This is a genomic window from Mycobacterium sp., assembly GCF_040509115.1.
Classification (GTDB): Bacteria; Actinomycetota; Actinomycetes; order Mycobacteriales; family Mycobacteriaceae; genus Mycobacterium.
In genome coordinates, this window is the sequence record NZ_JBEVLO010000166.1 from 1 (window position 1) to 4805 (window position 4805).

A 4805-nucleotide genomic window follows, 5' to 3' on the forward strand; every position below is an offset into this window, starting at 1 on the left:
CCGTTCGGCAAGGACGAACCGGCTGGTCCCACGGTCCCAACGATCAGCGACACGTCGCCGTCCGCCCCGCTGCAGAGCAGCACGGCCACCACCGCCACCTCGACCACCACGACGACGAGCACCGAAGGGCCACTCCCAGGAGCCGGGAACTCCAAAGAGGACAAGGGCAACAAGGGAAACAAGGGACGGGGCAACGGCAGGCATTGATCGCGACCGCCGTCCAGCCCCCGTGGGCACGGCACGCGAATTCCATTGCAGCCCAATAACCTGCGGTAGCTGATCTTCGGGACCTCCGGCGCTCGATAGAGGACCTAAGCCTCCTCACCCGAACCTCACGACGCACCTACGGTCGGAGCACGCGGCGCGTCCACGCCGCCACGGCTCCAGCTGAGAGGACGACGATGTCCGACACCTTGACCACCCCGCCCCCGTCCACCCGACCCGCCCGCCCCAGGGCAGGCCTGGGACTCGCCGCGCTGACGGCGATCGTCGTTGGATCGATGATCGGCAGCGGGATCTTCGCGCTGCCCTCACAGATGGCGGGCAGCGCTGCGCCCGGCCCGCTACTGATCGGATGGGCCATCACCGGCGTTGGCATGTTGACGTTGGCGTTCGTGTTCCAAACCCTGGCCCGGCGCAAACCCGACGTCGACGGCGGTGTCTACGGTTATGCCCGCGCTGGGTTCGGCAACTACATCGGCTTCACCTCCGCCTTCGGGTACTGGGTGTCGGCTTGGGTCGGCAATGTGGCCTACCTGGTGCTGCTGTTCTCCACCCTTGGATACTTCTTTCCCCAATTCGAGGGCGGCACAACTCTTCCCGCCATCCTGGGCGCTTCGGCCGTGCTGTGGATCGTGCATGCGATGATCCTTCGTGGGGTGCAGACCGCCGCCTTCGTCAACGTGGTGGTGACGGTCGCCAAGGTGATTCCGATCCTGGTGTTCGTCGCGATCGCCGCGGCTGGGTTCAAGGCTGGGCTGTTCACCGCCGACTTCTGGGGCCGCACCACTCAGATCGACGGGGCTCCGCTGGGAGACGCCATGACCCAGGTGAAGAACATGATGCTGGTGACCGTGTGGGTGTTCATCGGGATCGAGGGCGCCTCGGTCTACTCCCGGCGTGCCGCCAGGCGCAACGACGTCGGTCGGGCCACCGTGCTGGGCTTCGTCGGGGTGTTGGCACTGCTGCTCATGGTGAACCTGCTGTCCTACGGCTTGATGGACCAAGCCCGACTCGCCGGCGTTCCCGACCCCTCCATGGCCGGTGTGCTCAGGGACCAAGTGGGCAGCTGGGGTTCGGCATTCATCTCCATCGGGTTGGTCGTCTCCCTGCTCGGTGCCCTGATCGCCTGGGTATTGCTGTGCGTGGAGATTCTGCGACTGCCCGCTCTCGAGCAGGTGATGCCGAGGGCATTGGCGCGCGAGAACGCGCATGGCGCCCCGTCGAATGCGTTGTGGCTCACCAACATCTGCGTCCAGGCCCTGCTGTTGTGGACGTTGGCCAATGCGAGCACCTACACCAACCTGGTCTATTTGGCGACGTCGCTGATCCTGCTCCCCTACCTGTGGTCGGCGGCCTATCAGGTGCTGCTGGCCGTCCGCGGCGAGACCTACGAGTCCGGTGGCGGGCGGGCCAGGGATCTGACGATCGGCGCCGTGGCCCTCGGTTACGCGGTGTGGTTGGTGTACGCCGGAGGCTGGGAGTATCTCCTGGTTGCCGCCATGTTCTACCTGGTCGGTACCGCGCTCTACCTGTGGGCCCGTCGAGAGAACCGGTTGCCCGCGTTCACCAAACCCGAACTCGTGGTCTTTGCCGTCGTCACATTGACTTCCATCCTGGCCGCCGTGTTGATGGCCACCGGCAAGCTGTCGGTGCTGTGACCGGCACCGGGTCTCGCCTCGGCGTTCATTCCGAGGCGGGACGACTCCGGCGAGTGATGGTCTGCGCCCCAGGCCTGGCCCATCAGCGGCTCACCCCCGACAACTGCCACGAATTGCTATTCGACGACGTCATCTGGTTGCAGCAGGCCCGTCGGGACCACTTCGACTTCGTGGCCAAGATGACCGATCATGGCGTCGAGGTCCTCGAACTCGGCGATCTCCTCGCCGACGTCGTCGCCAAACCCGACGCGCGCGAGTGGCTGCTGGACCGCAAGGTCACCGACGATCTGGTGGGGGCGGGGCTCACGCGGGAGATTCGGGCGTGGCTGACCGAGCTGGCGCCGGATCGGTTGGCGGAGTTCCTCATCGGTGGCGTCGCGTACCAAGACGTCGTGAACGAGGTGGACAGCGGGTTCCTTGCGCTGCTGAACGAGCTGGACCCCGAGGGCTTCGTCATCCGACCGCTGCCCAACACGCAGTTCATGCGCGACAACTCGTCGTGGATCTTCGGGGGCGTCACGCTGAACCCGATGTACTGGCCGGCGAGACGGCAGGAGACACTGCTGACCACCGCGGTCTACAAGTTTCATCCCACCTTCGCCGACGAGGAGTACGACGTCTGGTTGGGCGACCCCGAAGGGACGCCCACCGACCACGGACTGGCCACCCTCGAGGGCGGTGACGTGATGCCGATCGGCAAGGGACTCGTCGTGATCGGCATGGGTGAGCGGTCCTCACATCAGGCCATCACCCAGGTGGCCCGCAACCTGTTCGCCGCAGGAGCGGCCGAGCACGTGATCGTCGCCAGCCTGCCCAGGACGCGTTCGGCCATGCACCTGGACACCGTATTCACGTTCTGCGACAGCGATCTGGTGACGGCATTCGCCCCGGTCGTCGACGGCATCGTGCCGATCAGTCTGCGTCCCGACGACGCAGCACCATCGGGCTTGGACGTACGGCGCGAAGATCGGAGCCTGATCGAGACGATCGGCCGTGCCGTTGGCGTCGACTTTCGGGTGGTCGTGACCGCAGGCGATGTCTTTGGCGTTCAACGCGAGCAATGGGACGACGGCAACAACGTCGTCGCACTCGAACCAGGCGTCGTCATTGGATACGACCGCAACACGTTGACCAACACGGCGCTGCGCAAGGCGGGCGTTGAAGTCGTCACCATCGACGCCAGTGAATTGGGCCGCGGGCGTGGCGGCGGGCGATGCATGACGTGCCCCATCTCGCGTGACCCCCTCTACACCTGATCCTCACCGCGAAGGAGCCCGGCTATGCCGTACAACATCCGAAACCGAAGTCTGCTCAGTCTCACCCACCACACCGACCGCGATTTGCACTACCTGCTGGCACTCGCCAGAGACCTCAAGAGCGCGAAGTACTCCGGCGTCGCGCGACCACGGCTGACCGGGAAGAACATCGCGCTGATCTTCGAGAAGACGTCGACCCGCACCCGCTGCGCGTTCGAGGTGGCAGCATACGACGAGGGCGCGCACGTCACCTTCATCGACCCGACGTCCTCGCAGATCGGACACAAGGAGTCCATGAAGGACACCGCCCGGGTGCTCGGGCGGATGTACGACGCCATCGAATACCGCGGCGCCGCGCAGGAGAACGTGGACCAGCTGGCCGAATACGCTGGCGTCCCCGTGTTCAACGGCCTCACCGACGAATTTCACCCCACCCAGATGCTTGCCGATGTGTTGACCATGACCGAGCACTGCGCAAAACCCCTTACCGACATCGCCTTTGCCTTCGTTGGTGACGGCCGCAACAACGTGGCCAACTCGCTGCTGCTGGTCGCGGCCAAGCTCGGCATGGACGTGCGAATCGGCGCGCCGCGCGACCTCTGGCCTGCCGAGGAACACCTCGCGGCGTGCCGCGGCTTCGCCGCCGAGTCCGGGGCGCGGATCACGGTCACCGACGACCCGGTGGAGGCGGTCGACGGCGTCGACTTCGTCTACACCGACGTGTGGGTGTCGATGGGCGAGCCGAGCGACACGTGGGGTGACCGGATCAGGCTGCTTCTGCCCTTTCAGGTCACCACGAAAATGCTTGCCGCCAGCGGCAATCCGCATGTCAAGTTCATGCACTGCCTGCCGGCATACCACGATCTCGAGACCGAGGTGGGTGCGCGGATCGCCGCTGGACATCCCGAACTCTCCGGGGGCGTCGAGGTCACCGACGAGGTCTTCCAGAGCGCGGCCAACATTGCCTTCGAGCAGGCCGAGAATCGGATGCACACCATCAAGGCGGTCCTCGTGGCTGCATTGGGCTGACAGCCATGCGGATCGTCATCGCGTTGGGCGGCAACGCGCTTCTTCGGCGCGGTGAGCCGATGACGGCCGACAACCAACGCGCCAACGTGCGAGTCGCGGCCGAGCGGATCGCTGCGATTGCGCCGGGCAACGAGATCGTCGTCGCGCACGGCAACGGTCCGCAGGTCGGCCTGCTGGCCTTGCAGGCCGCCGCCTACCACGACGTGCCGCCATACCCCCTCGACGTGCTCGGCGCGCAGACCGAGGCGATGATCGGCTACGTGCTCGAGCAGGAACTCGGCAATGTGCTCCCGGCAGATCAGTCACTGGCCACCCTCCTGACCATGATCGAGGTGGATCGTGACGACCCGGCGTTCGCCCATCCCACCAAGCCGATCGGGCCAGGCTATGACCACGCGACCGCGCGGCGGCTCAGCGCTGAGAACGGATGGGCCATCGCCGCCGATGGCGAGTCGTTCCGTCGCGTCGTCGCCAGCCCGAAACCCAAGCGTATCTTCGAGATTCAGCCGATCCGCAGCCTGGTCGAACGCGGCACGATCGTGATCTGCGCCGGCGGCGGTGGCATCCCGACGATGTACGACGAGAAGGGCGACCTGCGTGGTGTCGAGGCCGTCATCGACAAGGATCTCGCCTCCGCGCT

5 protein-coding genes are annotated in these 4805 nt (G+C 65.8%); all 5 read left to right on the top strand.

Annotated features, from left to right (window positions below):
• Positions 1-207 (top strand): hypothetical protein (locus ABW137_RS12305; protein ID WP_526400243.1); only part of this gene is annotated, 207 nt, incomplete at its 5' end.
• A 194-nt stretch (positions 208-401) separates the two neighbouring features.
• A complete protein-coding gene (arcD, locus tag ABW137_RS12310; protein ID WP_526400245.1) occupies positions 402-1880 on the top strand; it encodes an arginine-ornithine antiporter in 1479 nt (492 codons plus the stop codon).
• Positions 1877-3136 carry an arginine deiminase gene (locus tag ABW137_RS12315; protein WP_526400247.1) on the top strand — a complete coding sequence of 420 codons (1260 nt, stop codon included), beginning with the start codon at positions 1877-1879 and terminating at the stop codon, positions 3134-3136. The genes arcD and ABW137_RS12315 overlap by 4 nt, the downstream gene beginning before the upstream one ends.
• Before the next feature lie 24 nt (positions 3137-3160).
• Complete coding sequence (locus ABW137_RS12320) at positions 3161-4165, top strand: ornithine carbamoyltransferase (protein ID WP_526400249.1); 1005 nt, start codon at positions 3161-3163, stop codon at positions 4163-4165.
• Positions 4166-4170: 5 nt separating this feature from the next.
• A partial coding sequence (locus ABW137_RS12325; protein ID WP_526400251.1) for a carbamate kinase occupies positions 4171-4805 on the top strand: 635 nt, incomplete at its 3' end.

Coding starts and splice junctions, on each gene's coding strand:
- arcD (WP_526400245.1), top strand. CDS start 402: ATGTCCGACACCTTGACCACCCCGCCCCCGTCCACCCGACCCGCCCGC.
- ABW137_RS12320 (WP_526400249.1), top strand. CDS start 3,161: ATGCCGTACAACATCCGAAACCGAAGTCTGCTCAGTCTCACCCACCAC.